Annotated in this window: 16 protein-coding genes and 1 CRISPR repeat array; of the genes, 13 read left to right on the top strand and 3 right to left on the bottom strand. The window is 54.9% G+C overall.

What is annotated here, in order from left to right:
- Window positions 1-51 precede the first annotated feature (51 nt).
- Window positions 52-815: a CRISPR direct-repeat array (repeat unit 33 nt; unit sequence GTCGCTCCCTTCACAGGGAGCGTGGATTGAAAT).
- Window positions 816-936: 121 nt separating this feature from the next.
- From BBOH_RS08720 to BBOH_RS02340, 5 genes are all read left to right on the top strand, one after another.
- A complete protein-coding gene (locus tag BBOH_RS08720; RefSeq protein ID WP_156097519.1) occupies window positions 937-1,092 on the top strand; it encodes a hypothetical protein in 156 nt (51 codons plus the stop codon).
- Window positions 1,093-1,146: 54 nt separating this feature from the next.
- Complete coding sequence (locus BBOH_RS09015; protein ID WP_052118126.1) at window positions 1,147-1,467, top strand: hypothetical protein; 321 nt, start codon at window positions 1,147-1,149, stop codon at window positions 1,465-1,467.
- A 6-nt stretch (window positions 1,468-1,473) separates the two neighbouring features.
- Window positions 1,474-1,983 (top strand): VG15 protein, encoded by a 510-nt coding sequence (locus BBOH_RS09010; protein ID WP_474840008.1) that lies wholly within the window; start codon window positions 1,474-1,476, stop codon window positions 1,981-1,983.
- A 39-nt stretch (window positions 1,984-2,022) separates the two neighbouring features.
- Window positions 2,023-2,295: a hypothetical protein gene (locus tag BBOH_RS02345; RefSeq protein ID WP_033520542.1), complete on the top strand. Its 273-nt coding sequence runs from the start codon at window positions 2,023-2,025 to the stop codon at window positions 2,293-2,295.
- Between the two features lie 86 nt (window positions 2,296-2,381).
- On the top strand, window positions 2,382-2,720 hold the full coding sequence (locus BBOH_RS02340; protein ID WP_052118124.1) for a hypothetical protein: 339 nt from the start codon (window positions 2,382-2,384) through the stop codon (window positions 2,718-2,720).
- Between the two features lie 1,731 nt (window positions 2,721-4,451).
- On the opposite strand, the gene BBOH_RS08200 is transcribed toward BBOH_RS02340, so the two are convergent.
- The 3 genes from BBOH_RS08200 to BBOH_RS09385 all read right to left on the bottom strand — a co-directional run bounded on the left by BBOH_RS08200 (window position 4,452) and on the right by BBOH_RS09385 (window position 9,154).
- A complete protein-coding gene (locus BBOH_RS08200) occupies window positions 4,452-7,679 on the bottom strand; it encodes an SNF2-related protein (RefSeq protein ID WP_052118123.1) in 3,228 nt (1,075 codons plus the stop codon).
- A 431-nt stretch (window positions 7,680-8,110) separates the two neighbouring features.
- Window positions 8,111-8,698 carry a hypothetical protein gene (locus BBOH_RS02320; RefSeq protein ID WP_033520537.1) on the bottom strand — a complete coding sequence of 196 codons (588 nt, stop codon included), beginning with the start codon at window positions 8,696-8,698 and terminating at the stop codon, window positions 8,111-8,113.
- Window positions 8,699-9,028: 330 nt separating this feature from the next.
- Window positions 9,029-9,154: a hypothetical protein gene (locus BBOH_RS09385; RefSeq protein WP_272945333.1), complete on the bottom strand. Its 126-nt coding sequence runs from the start codon at window positions 9,152-9,154 to the stop codon at window positions 9,029-9,031.
- 313 nt (window positions 9,155-9,467) lie between these two features.
- On the opposite strand from BBOH_RS09385, the gene BBOH_RS02315 reads away from it, so the two are divergent.
- The 8 genes from BBOH_RS02315 (at window position 9,468) to BBOH_RS02285 (ending at window position 20,038) form a co-directional block, all read left to right on the top strand.
- The gene (locus BBOH_RS02315; protein WP_052118122.1) at window positions 9,468-10,349 is read left to right on the top strand and encodes a histidine phosphatase family protein; all 882 of its coding nucleotides are present in this window, start codon (window positions 9,468-9,470) and stop codon (window positions 10,347-10,349) included.
- 239 nt (window positions 10,350-10,588) lie between these two features.
- Window positions 10,589-11,971, top strand: a complete 1,383-nt coding sequence (locus tag BBOH_RS02310) for an ABC transporter substrate-binding protein (protein ID WP_033520536.1) — start codon at window positions 10,589-10,591, stop codon at window positions 11,969-11,971.
- A gap of 159 nt (window positions 11,972-12,130) precedes the next feature.
- Window positions 12,131-13,075 (top strand): carbohydrate ABC transporter permease, encoded by a 945-nt coding sequence (locus tag BBOH_RS02305; RefSeq protein WP_202805392.1) that lies wholly within the window; start codon window positions 12,131-12,133, stop codon window positions 13,073-13,075.
- Complete coding sequence (locus BBOH_RS02300) at window positions 13,072-13,974, top strand: carbohydrate ABC transporter permease (protein ID WP_033520534.1); 903 nt, start codon at window positions 13,072-13,074, stop codon at window positions 13,972-13,974. The genes BBOH_RS02305 and BBOH_RS02300 overlap by 4 nt, the downstream gene beginning before the upstream one ends.
- A 53-nt stretch (window positions 13,975-14,027) precedes the next feature.
- Entirely contained in the window at window positions 14,028-16,454 is a 2,427-nt protein-coding gene (locus tag BBOH_RS02295; protein ID WP_052362746.1) for an HAD-IA family hydrolase, read from the top strand.
- Window positions 16,455-16,491: 37 nt separating this feature from the next.
- On the top strand, window positions 16,492-17,121 hold the full coding sequence (locus tag BBOH_RS09380) for a glycosyl hydrolase family 65 domain-containing protein (RefSeq protein WP_156097518.1): 630 nt from the start codon (window positions 16,492-16,494) through the stop codon (window positions 17,119-17,121).
- Window positions 17,122-17,418: 297 nt separating this feature from the next.
- Window positions 17,419-18,441 carry a LacI family DNA-binding transcriptional regulator gene (locus BBOH_RS02290; protein WP_033520533.1) on the top strand — a complete coding sequence of 341 codons (1,023 nt, stop codon included), beginning with the start codon at window positions 17,419-17,421 and terminating at the stop codon, window positions 18,439-18,441.
- A gap of 421 nt (window positions 18,442-18,862) precedes the next feature.
- Entirely contained in the window at window positions 18,863-20,038 is a 1,176-nt protein-coding gene (locus BBOH_RS02285) for an NAD(P)/FAD-dependent oxidoreductase (protein WP_033520532.1), read from the top strand.
- Window positions 20,039-20,075 lie beyond the last annotated feature (37 nt).

Below are 20,075 nucleotides of genomic sequence, written 5' to 3'. Positions count from 1 at the left end.
GGGAGCGTGGATTGAAATACAAACCCCTCATAATCATTAAAAACCTCTTGAGTCGCTCCCTTCACAGGGAGCGTGGATTGAAATTATGGAACGCGGGCGGCAGGATCATCGAGGGTTGTCGCTCCCTTCACAGGGAGCGTGGATTGAAATAACTTAGGCAGCAGGCGGCGACACATACTTTGTGTCGCTCCCTTCACAGGGAGCGTGGATTGAAATTACCGGATAAAGAAAAACGCCGCAGCTCGAACCGTCGCTCCCTTCACAGGGAGCGTGGATTGAAATAACAATGGCTAGTGAGATGTCGGCGGCTAGCGCTTGTCGCTCCCTTCACAGGGAGCGTGGATTGAAATGAAAAGGGACTTATCAGCGAAATAGCTGAAGCCGTCGCTCCCTTCACAGGGAGCGTGGATTGAAATACCCGAGACGGCATAAGCAACCACATGAGGACGAGTCGCTCCCTTCACAGGGAGCGTGGATTGAAATTGATCGGCCGACACCTCGTCGACGATCCAGGAGGTCGCTCCCTTCACAGGGAGCGTGGATTGAAATAGATCCGCCGGCTGCGGGTCGCCCTTGACGGTCTGTCGCTCCCTTCACAGGGAGCGTGGATTGAAATTAGACATGACGCAAATCGTCGGCGGGGACATCGTGTCGCTCCCTTCACAGGGAGCGTGGATTGAAATAGGGCAGGAATACGAGGCTACTTTGCATGGCTGGTCGCTCCCTTCACAGGGAGCGTGGATTGAAATAGCGGGTTRGACACCTCGTTGGTCTGTTTGCGCGTCGCTCCCTTCACGGGGAGCGTCGATTGGATCAGCACATGTTGGCGGCTGTCCAGTTGACTCATCTCACTGACGGCAAGCAGTACGCCTTGAATGCGGTGGTGGCGAACGCCATCACCCGGAATATTGGCAGTTCGGAGTCGATGACGAGGACATGCCCACCATCCGCGAACTGCTCGGGGTCTTGCGCAACACGTATCCGCGCAACCTCATCCGCAGCGCCTACTACGACGCCAAGGAACGGTTCAGCGACTTCGACATCGGCATCCCTGACCAGATCAAGAACAAAGTGCGGGCGATGATCGGCTGACCGGAATTTGCGGTGCTCCCATTGTCCGACCTGAGCGATTTCCAAGGGTTCAGCATGCCAAGCGGGCACGACGACCACGGCATCGAGAACATGTTCGAGGACAACGAGCTCGACGCGAACGCCGGCGAGGCCATCGTCGGCGCATACAAGCACTCGTGCAGCTTCATCACCATCGACCCTGCCCGCGCCGTGTGGCAGGTGCAGGGCGGGTTCAACGGTACGGATTACAACGGCCTTACCTACGGTCAGGTCAAGGAGGGCCGTTTGCACGCCGGCTCGAGCATCGACGACCTGTGGCCCTCGATGTCCAATGTGGACGACGCGCAGCAGTTCGTCGCCGACATGATCGCCGCATCGGCACGGCTTACCACGTAGCGCAACATCCGCATCGACCCGACCGAACCGCGTTGGGCGAGGGTGCCGCGCGGGTCGAGGACCTGCGCGTTCTGCGTGATGCTCGCCTCCCGTGGCTTCGCCTACCTGTCCGGGGATACGGCCGGCAGGCAGATGCAGTATCACGACAAATGCGACTGCGACATCGTGCCCAGCTGGGGCAAGCAGACGCTTAAAGGCTACGATCCCGATAAGTTCGCCGAGATGTACCAGACAGCCGAAAGCGCATCCGGAGAATCCGATTATCGCGGCATTCTTCGCCGGATGAGGCAGTTGTATCCGGAGGAAATCAAGGACGGCTTCTATCCGTTGACGAATCCGTGGCCCTTTGATGAGGTTGTGTTTCCCCGCCAATCCGTCTGGGATCACGTGTTAGGCAATCATGCCCCAAGTTCGACGGTACCGGGCAAGACGCGATTTCCTGACGATTGGAGCGACGAAAAAATCAAGTGGGCCGTCAAGGAGACCGTGGTCGACCCATGGACGGTATATGATTAATACAGCACATCCCATCACGGAGCAACAGAGGGAGGAGATATGGCCGAAGATCAACAAATAACGAAGGCCGTGCTGGCACTGCGCCCATACCTGAACCCTCTTCTCGACGGCGAAGATATGCAGGCATGCGATGACGCACTTATGGCCGGTGAACCGATGGAGGCTTTGGGCTGGTATTTTGACACCCTCACCGATCAGACAGCACATGACATCCCATACAACGTCCTGCTCGACGCCTTTGCCCTACTGGATGATGAAAATAAGGAACTATACCGTCATCTGATGCGGCAGCAACAAGAAATCGCCGCCTAGCGCCAACCGAAAGATTTTGACAACCACCCGCACGGGTGGTTTTTTATGTCCGAAACGGGCCCCAACCAACAATCAAGGAGACAACCATGCATGGCATCCCGCTCTGCAAGCATATCCGCACCATCGACTCCGGCGGCGAAGGCGGCTCCGCCTCCGCCAACCCCGAAAAGGACCCTGCCGGAAGCGGTGAACCGACCGACTGGGAGGCCAAGTACAACGAGGCTGTGAAGCATTCCCGTGACTGGGAGAAGCGCGCCAAGGACAACAAGGCCGCCGACGAACTGGAACAGCTCAAGGCCAGCCGGATGACCGAAGCACAGAAGGCCGAGGCCCATGTCAGGGAGCTCGAAGGCAAGGTATCCGCCTACGAGGCCGAGAAACAGCAGGTCGACATCCCCGGGGGCTACTCGACAAGGTGTGGTTGAGGACGCACAAATCGGTGGGCAAATCCGTGTGGGCGAACTTAGTGTCGGTGCGGGGTGGCTGATCCACAGGTTCGACGGCTGGCATGCCGGGCTGTTCGTCTTCAACAAGAACTCTAGACGTGTCCATAGCATGGACCTGAAGGTCGGTCGGACCGCGTCAACGACGCCCAATTCCATGGCCATCACCCTCGTGTCCAACTCGGTAAATACGGGGCGCACAAACCGTCCGGGTTCTGGTTGAGCCTTACCGGGAAGGTCGCCTCATTACCGGGAAGACCGGCATTCCGCAGGAGCGACTTGACAAGGGTATGGTCAGGACCGTGAGGCTGCGCGCTACCACACAAATTGGTGATACCGTTGTTGCGGTACCTTGGAAGTTCAATACGGACGGTGACAAATATTCTCTGTCGGTTGGAATCAAGGATGTAAAACAGCGTTTTATCCGGCAGGACGCTAGGTGGGATGGTCACTTCTCTGGCGCGTCTGGTGTCAGTGGCATTGGTGGCGTTCAGGGAAACGAACCGACAGCAAGAGGGTCGACCTCATACTCGGCTTAGGTAAGCGGCTGGATGACGGGACGATCGTCTATCCGCCGCTGAGGCTCGGGCAGACCGATGGTCAATACAGAGCATCAATCAAACTCACGGCATCGGCTAAAACGAGCATGGATCTAGTGCTTGGACAGACGAAAATCGATCGCAAACCGGGGTTGTCGGTCACATTTTCCGCGTTGGCCAATATAAACGGTGGGCAAGGAATTACCTTGGTAATATCACACACCCGCTAGGATGCAGAAGGCGAAGGATACCTGCCTAATCACATTGGCGGGTCCGGCAGATGTGGACGGTCATCAGGGCGTCACGTTGCTGGCCAAGCCGGAACCCGCACGGCGTTCCCATGGTTGTCGGTTACGTTCCTGTGCAGCGTTGGCGTGCATGGTTCAATGAACATGCGTGAATGCTGCTGTTCCTCTAGTTGCTCGTTTTCACGGCATTGTCGTGTTTGTCTTTTTCGGCATGGGACCCGGGCGGTGGATGTATGTCCACCCCCGGTTTTCTTGTCCGGAAACGGCTTGTAGCGGGATGGGCATGTCTTGTTTCCGTGGAACCCCATCTTTTTCCTGCTCCTGTATACCGAATGTTCCCGCAAACCCCATCTGTAACGCTATATTGTGAATAGCTTCTTGGACGTTTTCCGGCAATGTGTTGTGGGATCTTTGTCCTATGCCGCGCTCCCGCGTTCGGCAAAGTCCGGAATCGCCGTATCCTCATCCATATCGACGGCAAGGTCGATATGTCGATCCGGTCGTCATTCATGGTTCCAAATATCGCGACTCTGCAAGATGTGGGTACCCGAGATTGTTGGGCAACAACACCGTGATTATTCTGGACTTGGTGCAGATAGTGCGGTGCCCTTTCCAGTTTGGTTCGTATGTTTGCCTGGAGGCATCCCGCGTCTGTCTCAGGGTCCGCTGATGGCGATACAAGACTTTGAACGCGATTGTTTTTTTTTTGAAGAAAATTCGGCATCTTCACAACGGGCGGAGCTCCTCGTAATTGCGGTCTTGGTAATTGCGGTCTTGTGCGCTGCGCCACGAGGTTGTCTTTTCGGAACCGCGATGTGTCGGACGGTCGCGAATGTCATTTGCGCCTGATGTGTCCGATTCATCGTCGGTTGTGCACGAACGAGGTAAGGATGGGGCCGTTGGGGTCCGTCAGCGGATTCGCCGGGTCAGTGCTGGCTGAGCAACCGGATATAAGACTGATTCCGTCTTATATCCACGGTGATGTTGAACTCGTCTGAGTAGGGACTGTATATGACGGTTGCTGTGGCTTCCATGGCGTGGTTGGTGTCGAGCAATCGCTTCCATCGGAAGGTTTGGTCGCGTGCGATGTGTCCGACGAGCTGTCCTCCGATCCAGACGCCTATGGCGTCTTTGTCGTAGGGATTGTCGGGTTGGGCCGCAATGAGGGCCGGGGCGGTTTCCTTATAGTCATGAGAAAGACTGTTGAGTTTCTCTTCCGTCATGCCCATCGCAGCCATGATGTTCGTGCGGTAAAAGTATTCGTCCACAATCGGCGTGACCGGTTCGGGTACATCCATCGGTTTGCCGCTTTGCTTGTATGCGTTGTAAGCGGGCGAAACGTATGAGGGGTTAACGGTTGTGTCGTTCAGCTGTACGGTTGGGAGCGAAGGATAATCATCGGGATAGTGATCGAGGGGTTGCATGGTTTCATCCGTTGGGCCCTGGAGTGATGGCGTGGCGGCGGGTGGCGGATCGAGCGGAAAGTCCTCTTCGGGAATGTCGTATGATGAACGCTGCCCGGTTTGTGAAAGGCGTTGCCTCTCTTTTTCGATGATTTCCTTGGCCAGTTGCGGCTCGGAGATATCAACGGCTTGTGATGAACTCTGCGCAAGTTCTGATTCGCGCGCATACTGGTCGAACGTGCGTTGTTTCCAGTCGAGCAGCTCATGAATGCGGCGGTCCGTCTCATTGGTGTTCAGGAGATGGTGGATGGTTACGGGGTTGATCTGTCCCATGCGATAGGCCCGAGCTATGGCTTGTTCCTCGGTTGATGGCTTCAGTTGTGGTTCGCAGATGATGATCACCGAAGCGGCTTGGATATTCAACCCGACACCACCTGCCGCAATCTGAGAGAGTAACACAGCAGGATAGGGATATTCTGAATATTCGTCGATTATTCGTTGTCGCTCCTCGGCGGTTACGCTCCCGATGATCGGCCCGAAGGTTTTGATGTTGTTGGTAAACAGGACTTGCTGTAGGTTACGCAGGGAAACATGGAAATATGAGAAGATGATCGTCTTCCTGTTATTCTCTATGGCCTGATTCAGTATTTCAATGATTTTCTTCGTTTTTGATGATTTTTCCGCATTGGCGATTCCCGCCGTTCTCATGCCGGTGAAGTTGTTCGCGTCGAGTGCCGCCAGGTAGGTTTCGCTGTCGCTGGCGGTGAACCCAAGCCAATCGTCGATGTCGATCCTTTTCGGTAATTCGGTGAGTACGTCTTCCTGATTACGGCGCAGGTAAATCGGGGCTATGGTCTTGCGAAACTCGACGGGCGTGTTCGCGGCGCCCAGTTTGGCCCGAATGTCTGGATTGATGTACTGGGCGAGGTTGGAGATTTCCTCAACGTTGTTCTCCAGTGGGGTCCCGGTCATGAGCATTGTATATTGAGCGTTCCCGATAAGCTTCCTGCAATGCGCTGTGCGTTGCGCGTAAGGGTTTTTGATGTAGTGCGCCTCGTCGATGATGAGGCAGTCGATGGTTGTTTCAGGGGCGATTTTGCTTGAGAGACCAGTCAGGGTCGTATAGGTTGTTATGCAGATTCCACCCTGCTTTTCCCAATTGTGCATTTCCCCGAGTTTGTTGCTGCCATAGGCCTTGTGGACTGTGAGTACCGTGTGCGTCTTGGCTTCGCGTGTCCAGTTCTCGATTACCGAAGCCGGGCAGATGACCATGAAATGATGCATGCCGGGCTTAGTCGCGCTCAGATGGGCGCATACCGCGAGCGCCTCTATGGTTTTACCCAGTCCCATCTCATCTCCGATGATGACTTTGTGTTGGGAGAGAGCGAATTTGGCGGCGAATGATTGATAGCCTCTCAGGGAAATGTCGTGTAGCTCACTGGTGTCAAGACGAGTCGTTTCGATTTTGCCGACCAGGTCGTCATCCAAGTCTCCGGTGGATGAGGTTTGCTTGTTTGGCAAGAGTCCTAAATTGTCGAGTATGGTTGCGTACTTGGCCGGATTGGATTTGAATCGGGCGATGGGGTCGGTTTCGTTGGTGTCTGATGGCAGGGTGTCGAACCATTCCGTCGTTGCCGTAAGTGCGGTTCCGATGAAAGAAAGACTGGCTTCGTCTTGGGGGAAGATGATGCCTGTTGCGTTTTCCGGAATCGAACTCAGCAGGGAGCGCAGAAAATCAACGCCTTGGGCAAGTTCGTCTGGTTTTGTGATATGCGTGAGGGAATCGTATGTGACAAGGCTTGATATCAGTCGTGTCATGGACGGATCGTGATTGTCGGTTGATAGGTTGATTTTGCTGGATTCTATGGCGGCGTTATAGAGATTGGTCGAGGCCGCTATGATTCTCTGGGCGAATACCTGTCCGATTCCGGGCAGTGATTCCAGGTCGTTGGCTTCTCTGAGCACTTGGTCGACGGTATCGATGCCGGCCTGCGTCAATGGCGCGGTTCGTATCTTACCGGTACTGACGCTGTCCAGCTCCTGTACCGCAGTCTTCCGCATCACGATTCGTGCCTCGCCTTTTCGTACCTGTTCGGCGCATGTTTGGATGGAGTCTCGGCATTCTTCTATGTTCCTGTCGATGGAGGCATAGGTGGAACAGGCTCGCCGTATTTTGCTCAGCTGCTGCATGGTAAGGATCAATGGTGCCTGTGTGGCTTTGAGCGTTGAGGAGATGATGGATAGGGCTCGGTCGTTTACGTCTGTGTCGGCTAGGTTGAGGTAGTAGGACTCTACCGAAAGGGTGCGATCGGCGAGCTCCTGTCTGATACGCCGCCAATCGTCGCTCTGATATATCTGACTGAGCGATTGGACGTCTGTCTGGTACTCTCGGCGTTTATTGGAATTGAAAAGGCGTTGTATCTTCGTTGAACCGGAGATTCGTTCGAGGATGGGCTTTGCGGTCTTCGATAGATATTCGGCTACGCCGACCAGTCTTTGATCGGGTACCGGTGCGTTTTGTCCTTTGGCTATTGCCGTCAGTGCGGCCTGATCGGATTCGTTCATCCACAGACAATTGAATTGAATCCGATCGTCGATGGAGGTATGGCGTGCGCGTTGGAGCATTGACTGCAGACTCTGGCGATAGCTGTTTTCGTGGCTGTCGATGGATGACAGGAGGCGCTCGCCTTCCTCCGTGGCGTCCTGCAGGCAGTCGCGCATGCTGTACACATCATCATCGCGCTTGCTCATTGGGTGTTGTCTCCTTGTCCATGGACCTATCGGTTCCCGTTTTGCGGGTCGGAACAATGTGCTTCCCTTGTGCTGTCGGTTCCAAAACTTCTTGAAACTCGGAGGTTGGCATTATGCCGTTCTGCTTTTATGGAGTGGTTTTCGGAACGCTTACTCAATTCGTCATTTGTCTCTTCCAATGAAATCCCTCCACGCGTCGTCTTCGTTCGCTCCTACCAGTGTAGGGAGCGTTGGGGATAACGATGTAGAGCTGAAAGTCCGCTCGTCATGGACGGTTGGTCACGAGCTGAAACGCGCCCGCGGCGGGTTTGGCCATCGGGAATAGGCTGCCGTCATCGGTGAAGTGTCCACGAAGGTCCTTCTGCACGCGTGGGTCGAACGCGGGCGCGCTGGCTGAAGGCCGTCCCCACCACCGGGCAGGATCGCCGTGTTTACAAACCGTTGCGAATGGTCGTGAATGGCATCAAGCCCGTGGTAAGGGAGATTCGTTCACCACGTCGGATTGTCAACGGGTTGTCGGTTGTATTAGAGAGTGAAATTCGTGCAGGTTTCTTTTTCGGATTCAGATTGAAATCGTCAGAGATGTTTACCTGCTGTTCGATATGGGTCACCAGATCGCCTTCCCGGTGTGTCCCACAGTGAGCGACCGTCTGTGCATCCGGTAAGTCGGCCTGTTCAAAGGCTGCGCTCTTGCACAGACATACGGAATGGTGTGTGGGAATGTCGATGGATTGCTGAGCCGCGGCTTGTGCATTCCATTCTATGGGCTCATTGGAGAACAGGAAGCGTGTCTGGCTGGTGAAGTTGGCGTTGTTGATGGTATTGACCCACTGCCGACTCATGCTGCCGTTCTGACTGGAAAGTGTGGATGTGACATGCCAAGCAATCATCCTGCGCCCCTGATCGTTCGGGTGAAGATAAACCCCGTAGCGGTCTGTGTTTCCCCATCCCCATATCCAGGCGTCCTCTATGGGAATAAGGCGTTGAGGCAGCGAGAATCGGCGTGCCACGTCGAGCATGACAGAATAGTTGTTTCGTTGGGTTTTGGTTCATGCGTCACATGCCGTCGTTCCAAAGGAATGGGATTATCAGGAATCTTGCGGAGGGATACAGGGCAGTGGCGCGGACGAGCCACTGTGTGAACAGGCTGTACACGTCTCAGAGACTGCCTCCGGGATGTCCGTCGTTTCACCGCCTGCCAACAGTCCGAGCCTTGCTTGGTCATCGGCACCGGCTTTGTCGAGCTGATCGGCGAAGGTGTTATGCTCTCCGACTCCACAGAAGCCTGCGCCATTGCTTGCGAAGCATCTGACGTCGTCATATCTCAGAGCGAAAGCCACATAATACCACTAGTGCTTTTCAATCTGCAATGTCGGTCCGTCGGTATTGCCGCGCAAATCAACTGCCCCTGCGCTGTATGAATCGCCGAATACAATCACTCTGCCAGGATGGCGCATCTCTCCATTGTCCAACATGTGAACTCCTGCAGGTCAATTCATAACGGTTTGTCAGTCCGCGCCATAATGGTGGTACCGGCAATCTCAGCGCCGTTTCTGCCAAGAGCCTTCGGTCCTTTTGTCGGCTACTATCTGCCACTTCCCTCATAGAAGGATCGGGATAGTTGCTCTTCCATATCGAGTATTTTAAAAAATTATAAACATTTTATATTTTTGTGAAGTAAGCGCTTGTTTTTTGGTGCGTAAGCGCTTACTATTAGAGCTGTGCAATGTAGCACACTGCTAAAAATCAGGCGTGAGGTTGCGTCTTGAACATACAAAAGGAGAAAAAGTGAGTAGTAGGCATTCAGCGCGGAAGTTTTTTGCCATCGTGGTGGGTTTATCGATTTTGATGGGGGCGTCAGCTTGCGGGGCCAACGGTTCTCAGAGCGCAAACGGAACTAAAACTGGGACTTCCGGTTCTAGTACGAGTAAAACTCCCAAGCCGGTGACCGTATATTTGGGCAGGCATGGCCAGACGACTTCCAACGTGATGCATCGTTCGCAGGGCTGGAGTGATTTCACTCTGACGCAAGAAGGAGTAGACGGTGCAAAATATTTGGGGTTTGGACTGAAAGGGACGAAGTTTGCCGCTGCCTATTCCGGCGATTTGACTCGGCAGGTTAAGACGGCTCAAGGTGCGTTGAAGTATTCTGGGAATTCTTCGGTAAAGTTGACACAGGATTGGCGTTTGAGGGAATGCAACTTTGGCAGTTTCGAAGGTCGTCTCGACGCTGCACAGAATGATGTTGACATTTCACGGTACTACGGTTATAAAGACCACGCTGACTTAGTTGCAAAAAATGGTAGGGATGCGGCAGTTGTACAGCAGAACGGATATTACGAGCTAGATAAAGCGAACAAGCTGGGCACTGATTTGCCTGAGCAGTTCCGGGCTGAAAGTGCTCAGGCGGTTGAGGACAGAATGACAAAGGTCATGACTTTAATCGCGCAGCAGCAGGAGAAGCGGGGTGGCGGAAACGTCCTGATAATCAGCTCAGGTTCCGCTATCAATTTCTTCCTCTATGCTCAGAAGTTCCCGGAGTACACCGGTGCGGCCATCGGTAATGATGCCATCACCAAGCTAACCTATAAAAATGGCAAATTCACCTTGGATGGTCCGATTGGATCGCTGGAGTACTTCAACTCAGGCAAGGAGAGGGTCGGCAAGTGAGCATTTCAATGTCTGCTCTTGATTCTGATTCGTGTTGTCGACATCGTTGCTGATGGGAAGTGATCTGTCTCTTCTGAGAAATATTTGAATGGGATTGTGCCTCGGTATTCAAGCAATGGAATCACTACGGGCATAACAAAGAAGCGTGTAAGCGTTTGCGTTTTCCTACGTAAGCGCTTACTATAAAAATTGCAATAAGAGGGTGCGCAGTCGCATCTTGTCAACAAGGAGGTAGAGAAGTGAGTGTTCACAACACCAACAAGGTCTTGGCGGTTGTCATAAGTGCCGCAACACTCGTCGGGATGGGCGCATGCGGGGGTTCGTCTAATTCCTCGGCGCCGAACGACAGTGCAAAAAATAGTGCGAAATGCGGCGATTACAAGCAGTATGGTGACCTTAAAGGCAAAACCGTCACCATGTATGCCAGCTGGATTGATGAGGAGGGTAGCGCGACCGATAAGTCGTTTGACGCTTTCCGTCAGTGCACTGGCGCCAATGTGAAATTCGAGGGTTCGCGTGATTTGGCCGTGCAGTTGCCTGTGCGCGTGAAATCCGGATCGGCTCCCGATGTTGCGGTGGTTCCCCAGCCGGGCCTGCTTAGGAGTATGGTTAAGACTGGTAAGGCCAAGCCTGCGCCCGATTCGGTCGTCAAGAACGTGGAGAAGTACTATTCCAAGGACTGGAAGGAATATGGCTCAGTCGACGGCAAACTCTATGGAGTCGCCATGGATGCTTCGTCGAAGTCGTTCATCTGGTATTCACCTAAGAAATTCAAGGAAAAAGGCTATACGGTTCCTCAGACTTGGGATGAGATGATGGATCTGACCAAGAAGATCGCTAAAGACAATAAGGGCGGGAACGTCAAGCCCTGGTCCGTGGGCATCGAAGGTGGTTCTGACACGGGTTGGCCTGCCACTGATTGGCTTGAGGATGCGGTCATTCGCTTCACGGATGCAGACACCTACAACAAGTGGGTATCACATGAGATTCCGTTCAACGATCCGAAGATCCTTTCCTCGTTCAAGGAGATAGGCAAGATCCTCAAGAACAACGACTATGTCAACGGTGGTTTCGGCGACTCGCAGTCGATCGCCTCCACGGCATGGCAGGATGCAGGCAATCCTCTGATTGAGGGGACCGGCTACATGATGCACATGGCGCCGTTCTATCAAACCAACTTCAAGAGCGCGGATGCGAACATCAAGATTGATCCGGATGGAGATGCATGGGTGTTCCAGATGCCAGGCAAGGAGAAGGGCAGCGCTCCAATGCTTGGAGGCGGCGATTTCGCATTCGCATTTTCCGATCGGCCTGAGGTCAAGGCCTTCCTGACCTATCTTTCGACGCCCCAGTGGGCGAATGAACGCGCCAAGCAGCTTGGCGGCTGGGTCTATCCGAACAAGGCCATGGACGAGTCACTTCTGGGGTCCAAGATCGATAAGCTCTCGTACGAGGCTCTGACAAACCCGAAGACCGAGTTCCGTTTCGATGCCTCTGATCTCATGCCGTCCGAAGTTGGGTCCGGTAGCTTCTGGAAGAAGATGACCGAATACTTTGCCCAAAACAAGTCAGAGAAGGAAACGCTCGACGCGATTGAGGCTTCGTGGCCTAAGGACAAGTAAATTTTTGTAGCATGGGCTCAAATGGTAAATGATGCGATGGTTCGGTATCTTGACACTCTAAATGCCGAACCTTCGCGTGTAAATGTTGTTTTATAAAACCGACCGCATGGAGGCGGTGTCATGAATATATTGCTGCACCCTGAAACGGGTGTCGAGAAAATGCTGGCGATGGCCGTGGCAATCTTGCTGTTCGTTGCAGTCGTAGCTTTGGTGCTTTTTATTACCAACCTGCCTAAGCGTATGCCCTCATGGGGTGTGGCACTGCTCTTTTTGTTCCCGGCAGTTCTTTTAATTTGTTTCGGTCTGATCTACCCCACGGTAGTCACGTTCAAAAATTCCTTCTATGGACGTGATGGAACCCAGGGGGTCGGATGGGCCAACTACATTCAGATTTTCACTAGTCCTGACTTCCTGAGAGTGCTGCTCAACACTGTGCTTTGGACGATTCTGGTACCATTGGTGGCTACCCTTGTCGGCCTAGTATATGCCGTTGTGGTCGATCGCACCCGTTATGAGAAGCTGGCCAAGACGCTGATTTTTCTGCCTATGGCCATCTCTATGGTTGGCGCTTCGATTATATGGAAGTTCGTCTACGACCAGCGTGTGGGCTTGCTTTCCGCCGCATATACGGGGATTGCAAAATTTTTCGGGCACACCGTGCAAGCGCCTCAATGGCTTATGAATGCTCCATTGAATACTTTCCTGTTGATTTTCGTGATGATTTGGATTGAAGCCGGTTATGCGATGACGGTCCTTTCGACGGCCATCAAAGGGATTCCCGAGGATTTGGTCGAGGCCTCGCGCCTTGATGGGCTCAATGCGTGGCAACAGTTCATCTATCTGACCATTCCGATGATTCGTCCGTCCATCGTGGTGGTCATCACCACCGTCGCTATGGCGGGATTGAAGTCCTTCGATATAGTGCGTACCATGACTGCGGGTAATTACGATACTTCGGTGATCGCAAATGAGTTCTATACGCAATCGTTCCAAAATCAAAATACGGGTCTTGGGGCGGCCTTGGCGGTGCTGATGTTCATCATCGTCATTCCGGTGGTCGTCTTCAATATCAGCCAACTGAGGAAGTCGCAGGATGTACGATGAGTGAGAAGAAAACGAGACTGACACGCCGCGAGAAGGCGTTGATTCGTACCAAGAATAAGTTGTCCTCGCCTTGGGCCACGGCGCTTTCCATCGTTATCGCCGTGCTGTGGACCATACCGACCGTTGGCCTTCTGGTCACGAGCTTTAGGCAGAATCGTGTGGCGATTTCCAATTCTGGATGGTGGACGAGTCTCATCCCCAAGAACTGGTCTGATTTCGGTTTTGGTAATTATAAAACCGTGCTTGGCGGAGGCTACAACCTTGGCGGCTACCTGATTAATTCGTTCGTCATTACGATTCCCGGCGTCTTGATTCCGATTACCCTGGCTCTTCTGGCCGCTTATGCGTTTGCATGGTGCGACTTCCCAGGCAAGAACATCCTGTTTATCGCGGTGTTTGCGCTGCAGGTCGTGCCCGTTCAGGTCACCATGATTCCGCTATTGACACAGTATGTAAAATGGGGTATCAATAACACGTTCTGGGTCCTGTGGCTCTCGCACACCATCTTTGGATTGCCATTGGCGATTTTTATGTTGCATAACTTCATGTGCGATATTCCCAAGGAGCTCGTGGAAGCCGCGAAGGTCGACGGCGCGGGAGATGTGCAGGTCTTCCTGAAGATCGTGCTGCCTCTGATGGTGCCTGCGGTGGCTTCATTCGCGATATTCCAGTTCCTTTGGGTGTGGAATGATTTGTTGGTGGCATTGGCCTTTGCCGGTAACACGCCGGCTACGGCTCCGCTGACTGCGCGTCTTTCCGATATGGTTGGCTCGCGTGGTTCTGCCTGGTACCTCTTGGCACCAGGTGCCTTCATCGCCATGATCGTGCCGGTGGCGGTGTTCCTGTTCCTGCAGCGTTACTTCGTGCGCGGTATGCTTGCCGGAGCTGTAAAGGGTTGATTTCGGTTATCGGTAATTTAGTGATTCCGACGAATGAATGCTGAGGAATCATCGTGATACATAGAGAGAAAGGTTCCGCTTTGAGCAAGTTGGCGGATGCTAACAAAGTCAGCTGGTCCCTCGACCGGTTCGACGCCCTGCTGTTTGATCTCGACGGGGTCCTGACACCGACGGTCGATCTGCACAAAAAAGCGTGGAAGCGGCTGTTCGATGCCGTGCTGCCGGCTGACGTGCCGCCGTATCGCGATGAGGATTACTTCATGTATGTGGACGGCAAGCCACGCTACGACGGCGTGCGGTCGCTTCTGCAGAGCAGGGGGGTGGAGCTGCCGGCAGGCGAGCCGTCCGATTCGCCGGACGCCAGGACCATATGTGGTCTGGGCAACCGGAAAAATGACGAATTCGAGGAGTTACTGCATGAGCAGGGCATCGAACCGTACGGCGATGTGGTTGACCTCTTGCGGCATCTGACCGCTGCCGGCAAGCGTCTGGCGGTGGTTTCCAGTTCGCGCAACGCTCGTGAGGTACTGTTCACCGCCGGCATCCTCAAGTATTTCGACCAGGTGGTCGACGGCAACGTGCGTGCCGCCCAGAGATTGAGAGGCAAACCGGAACCCGACACGTATCAGTATGCCGCCGGAGTGCTTGGCGTTCCCTACGATCGAGCGATCGTGCTCGAGGATGCCCTTTCGGGAGTGGCTTCCGGTCGAGCCGGCGGTTTTGGTCTGGTTGTCGGAGTCGATCGCGGGGCAGGTGCCCAGCCTCTTTTTGAAGCCGGGGCCGACATCGTGATCAACCAGTTGGGGGAGCTGCTGGGCGGAATCAGGCCTCAGGCCGCTGAAGTTGCCGCTGGCCTCAACGCAGACACCGATCCGCTTGATCCCAACAGATACCCCGTTGAAGCTTGGGGTTTCACTGAGCAAGGTGCCCCAAGCGCCGAAAGCGCCACATTGTTCTCCCTTTCCAACGGCACCATCGGAGTGCGCGGCGAGTCCGGCGGGCCGCGTTGCCTTGGATCGGGCACGTTCCTCAGCGGGTTCCATGAGACGTTCGCGATTCGTCACGCCGAAGAGGCCTATGGTTTCGCCAAAGTCGGTCAGGTGGTTCAGGGTGTGCCGGATACCCAGGACTTCAGTTTCACGGTCGATGGGGTCGAACTGCGCTCGCCGGGCTGCGTCGGCCAGTCGCTTGATTTCCGATCCGGGGTGCTCACGCGGCGATATCGTTATGATCTTGATGAAAACGTGCATCTTGAGGTGAAGGTCGAGACCATGACCTGTCTGGCCCGGGCGGACCTTTTGGCGACCAGGCTGACTATCCGTGCCGTAGGCGGTGATATGACGGTTCATCTGGAAAGTCGTGCCAACGGCGACAAGCCGGTGGTCTCTCGCGCCACCGACCCCCGTAAGGCCGACATGATCGCGGATGGAGGACTGGCCAGGCTCGAAATGGACGCCTTGACGCAGAACGACGACCATGAGGCCTATGGGGCTTATCATTGCAAGAATTCAGGGTTGACCATGGCCTTGGGCTTCAGCCAGCAGGCCGATGGCCGACCGGTCGGGCAGGTCTGCGACCTTGAAGTGCATGACGGTTCTGATGTCGTCGTGGTGCGTTACTCCTCATACAATTCGCTCCCGCTCAGCCCCGTTGGCGTTCGTTCCGGCCTTGAGGCGCGGTCCGATGGGGTCGTGGATTCCGTGGAATTGGTGAAGCGTTGCTCCGCCACCTTGGGATGGGCGCAGAGGCAAGGATTCGATGGGCTTGAGACGGCGCAGCGGCAGTGGCTTGACGATTTCTGGGACAGGGCGGATGTGCAGGTTGACGCTCATGGCGATGACGGGCGCACCCAGCAGATAATCCGCTGGGAGCTGTTCGAGCTGGCCCAGGCCACGGCCACCGTGCCCAACGGCATCTCGGCGAAAGGTCTTTCGGGCACCGGGTATTCCGGTCATTACTTCTGGGATACCGAAGGCTTCATTCTTCCCTTCCTGACGTATACGCAGCCGGAACGTGCGCGGCAGGCGCTTTCCTTCCGCTACCGCATGCTTCCGGCCGCCCGCAAGCGTGCTGCGGTGATGAGCATGGACGGCGCGCTGTTCCCCTGGCGTACCATCAACGGCGAAGAGGCCTCGGCGTTTTTCGAGGCCGGGACGGCTCAGTACCATATCGATGCGGACATCGCCTATGCGGTATGTCAGTATGTCGGAGCCACCGGAGACCATGAGTTCCTGGCCTCCGAAGGCATAGATATTCTTGTGGAGACCGCACGCATGTGGGCAAGTCTGGGCTGCGTCGGTGGCGATGGGGCGTTCCATATCAATACCGTCACCGGACCGGACGAATACAGCGCCCTGGTGGACGATAACTATTACACGAACGTCATGGCGAAATTCAATCTCAATCGTGCCGCGGACGCACTCGATTCCCTGACCCCTCAAGAGCGTAAGGACGCGGTCGAACGCCTGACCGTTGCATGATGATGAGCCGGCCAAATGGCGTGAAACGGCCGATATCATGAACTTGCCCTATGATGACGAACTTGGCATTCATCTCCAGGACGACGAGGTGATGCGCCGCGAGCCTTGGGACTTCAAGCATATGACCCAGCGCCCGCTGCTGCTGCACTATCATCCGATGGTCATTTATCGCCGGCGTGTGCTCAAACAGACCGATACGGTGCTCGCGCTGTACCTGCTTTCGGACCAGTTCGACGCGCAGGTCAAACGCCGTGACTTCGATTTCTACGATCCGCTGACCACCGGCGACTCCTCGCTCTCCGCCGCTGCGCAGTGCATTATTGCTGCTGAGGTCAGGCGTGACGAGGATGCTATGCGCTATTTCTATGAGTCGTTGTATGCCGATGTGGCGAACCTGCACAGCAACACCTCCGACGGCGTCCATCTGGCTTCGGCCGGTGGTGTGTGGATGAGCATCGTCGGCGGTTTCGGCGGGCTGCGAGACTCCGGCGGCCGAACCCCCTCGATCAGTCCCCGCCTGCCTCGGTCGTGGTCCGGTCTTACCTACCGTCTGAATGTGCACGGCTCGCTGATCAAGGTGACGGTGCGGCAGGACGGTGTAAGCCTTTCCAGACTCTCCGGCAATCCAGTCGAGCTGTCGGTTGAAGGTCGGGTCCGCACCGTCTGAAACGCCATTGCGTCGCCATCGGTCGGATTGTGAGTGCATCCGCTATGGGGATAAGACTCGCCTGCAGCGGGATGTGTCGCTGCAACCTTCCGTGTCGATCGAGCGTTCGCGGTGTATGGACAGCGTTCGGGCGGGCGGTGCGTGGACGCTCTGTTTTGCGTTTTTTGCCAAGGGTTCTCGCGGTGTGCGGGAGTGATCGGCGTTGTTTTCTGTTGTTGATATCAGTAGGATGGGAACAACGCCATCTGTTGCGCATGTCTTGTTTGAGACGGATGGGCGGGTTTCAAGGGAGGGCGTATGTCCGAAGGCAAAGTGCGGATTGAGGATGTTGCTCGCGAAGCCGGCGTGTCAACGGCGACTGTGTCCCGCACCATTCACGGGTTACCGGGAGTTGGAGCGGAGACTCGCGAACAGGTGCTTGAGATCACCCGTGAACTGGGATATATCCCATCCCATAGCGCCATGTCGTTGGCAAGCGGTTCGACTCATTCGATCGGTCTGGTCTTGCCGGATGTCTCGCGTTGGTTTTTCGCCAATGCGGTTGAGGCCGCCGAACAGATCCTGCGGACCAATGGATATGATGCCTTGATCTATTCTCTGCCGGACTATCGGGAGGGCGGCAGAAGACGATTCGATCCGCGGGTGCTGGATAGCAAAGTCGATGCGGTGGCGGTGATTTCACTCTTCTTCGATAATCGCGAAGTCCGGCTGTTGCGTTCCTTGGGGGTTCCCGCCGCTTTCCTCTCTGTTGACCAGCCGGGTTTCACGCATGTGGGCATTGATGATGAGGACGCCATGTCGAAAGCCTGTGAACATCTGATTGGACTTGGGCATAGGGTGATAGGCCATCTGTCGGGAATGACGAACGACAAGTGTCCGAACGCTCCCACGCAGCGCAGGCGCAACGGTTGGCGTAAGACGTTGCTTGCCCACGGTCTGGAATGTGGCTTGGACCTTGATTCGCCGGCCGATATCATGACCGCCAAAAACGGCTTTGTCGCGGCCAATGCATTGCTTGATCGCCGTCCCGATGTCACCGCGATTGTTGCCTCTTCGGACGAAATGGCGATGGGGGCGATTCAGGCGTTGCGTGACCGCTCGATTGAGCCGGGTCGTCAGGTGTCCGTGGTCGGTATCGATGGGCACGATCTCGATGAGGCCTTTGGGCTCACGTCCGTCGAGCAGCCGGTGCGCCGGGAGGCAGCCAGAATTATTCAACTGCTGCTCCAGCAGCTTGCCGGGGATGAGCGTGTACGTCGAGAGTTGTTTGACACGAATTTGGTGAGACGGGCGTCGTCTGCGCGATTGGAGGACAGGTGAGTCGAGTTTCACTCAAGGTTACCGTTCTCGCGGTTCGGAAAACGTCGAGAATTCGTTGCAGCGCACAGCAAGATTATTGCCTTGCTTTATGTCGGGTACGTTTCGTAACGATTTACGTAAAACGATTAATGTCATTGTAATGCGATAGGTTGGCGACTTTTGGCACTCTGGGCCGTCGTTTCTGTAATCAGAGGGGTTTCTATGGCTAATGCGCTATACGGATTTGGTCAGTAGTTCAATTGTGATAGTATGTATTTCAATTCGGATAAGCGTGTGAAGTTGCTCTCAAAGGCGAGCTGATAATCGTTTTTTGTAGGGCTTTTGTGCAAAAATTGCCATAAAGCTCTTAATGGTTTGGGATGTCGTTTTGTCGGGCGCTCGACGCTTCCTTCTCGAACCTTGAATGAAGAAGGGATGCATAATGAAAAAGATTGTGGTTCTCGGTGGCGGCTACGCGGGAATGCGGGCGATCAAGAAACTGGCTCATGCCAAGCTTGATGCCGAGATCGTGCTGGTAAATAAGAATCCTTACCACTACGAATCCACCCAATTGCACCAGTTGGCCGCTGGTACGCGCGAGGTCTCCGACATCACCTTCGATGTGCGTCAGGTGGTGCCCAAGAACGTCAAGGTCATAATTGACGAAGTCACGCACATCGACCAGAAGGCCAATCGGGTCGATCTGAAAAACGGTGGTCCGATCAATTACGATTACCTGGTCAACTGCCTCGGTTTTGAGTCCGAGACCTTCGGCATCAAAGGCGCGGAGGAGAACGGTCTGTCGATTGTCGACGTGAACACCGCCGAGGCCGCTCGCGACCATCTGGAAGCGGCTTTCAAGCGCTATCGCACCTCCCATGATGAGAACGATCTGCACGTGGTGGTCTGTGGGGCCGGTTTTACCAGTATCGAATACTTGGGTGAGCTTGCCTTCAGGCTGCCTAGGCTCGCCAAGGAATACGGTTTCCCTATGGACAAGGTCAGGCTCGACTGCATCGAGGCGGCTCCTAGAATCCTGCCGATGTTCGATCAGAAACTGTCCAATTGGGGTGTCCGATATCTTGAGAAGCGTGGTGTCGTCTTCCATACGAACACGCCAATCACGGAAGTCACACCCAATGCCGTGATGAGCAACGACACCGCGTATACGGCCAATACGATTATTTGGACCACCGGCGTCAAGGGCAGTCATATCATCGGCGATTCGGACTATGATCAGAAGCGGAATCGCGTGGTCGTCAAAGACGATCTGTCGATCGAAGGCCATCCCGAGGAATTCCTCATCGGGGACGTTTCCGCAGTGCCCAATCCCAACAACGGGCGTTTGTATCCCACTACTGCGCAGATCTCCATCGCGCAGGCTGACACCGCGGCCGCCAATGTCGTGGCGAGCATCAATGGGCAACCTACCAGGAAATTTGTTTTCAAACCGTTGGGGACCGTGTGCTCGCTGGGGCCCAACGCGGGCATCGCCATGGTCGAGGTGTTCGGCCATTGGAAGCTCAAGGGCGTTCTTGCGGCCATCGCTAAGGTGTTTATCGCCGATGAGGCGGTGCTCAAGTTGGCTAATCTCAAGACTATGCTGGAAAGCAAGTGATCCCTTCAGGGTTGCGAATATTACAATAGAGAGGAAA

Source organism: Bifidobacterium bohemicum DSM 22767 (assembly GCF_000741525.1).
Lineage (GTDB): Bacteria > Actinomycetota > Actinomycetes > Actinomycetales > Bifidobacteriaceae > Bifidobacterium > Bifidobacterium bohemicum.
Note: the sequence above shows the minus strand (reverse complement) of the source record. Positions and strands in the feature narration are given on the sequence as shown.